Source organism: Bradyrhizobium jicamae, assembly GCF_001440395.1.
In the GTDB taxonomy this organism is placed as follows: domain Bacteria; phylum Pseudomonadota; class Alphaproteobacteria; order Rhizobiales; family Xanthobacteraceae; genus Bradyrhizobium; species Bradyrhizobium jicamae.
In genome coordinates this window covers 2,347-2,771 of record NZ_LLXZ01000207.1, presented here as the reverse complement: position 1 = coordinate 2,771, position 425 = coordinate 2,347, and the positions used below count along the sequence as shown (strand labels likewise).

Genomic DNA, 425 nt, shown 5'->3' with positions numbered 1-425 from the left:
ATCCTGCATAGCGACGATGCCATCTATCAGGATATTTGCAGCCAGGACCACACCTACTATCCCGAATACGAGTACGACGATGATTGACCGCAGCGAAAGAGCCGCACATTTGGGTATGACCGAAGCCGAGTATGATGACCTTCAAATCTGGTTGCGTCACGGTCGCATCGGAGTTGGCAGAACTTACCAGCAAGAGGTCGAGCGATCCCGCAGGATTGAAGCGGAACGCATGCGCACTGTTGTCTCTGGATCAACGGAGGGCGGCGAATGACGCAGCCAATCAACTGCGTTGTGTTCTTCTCTGGTGGTGCCGCTTCTTGGGCTGCTGGGAAGCTCGCCGTCGAGAAATACGGCCGAGATAAAACAACGCTCCTGTTCACCGACACTTTGATTGAGGACGCAGACCTTTATCGGTTCTTGGACGA

1 protein-coding gene is annotated in these 425 nt (G+C 53.9%); it reads left to right on the top strand.

Going from position 1 to position 425, the window contains the following annotated elements; all coding sequences use genetic code 11:
• A partial coding sequence (locus CQ12_RS44565; RefSeq protein WP_210180601.1) for a hypothetical protein occupies window positions 1-271 on the top strand: 271 nt, incomplete at its 5' end.
• Between the last annotated feature and the right edge of the window lie 154 nt (window positions 272-425).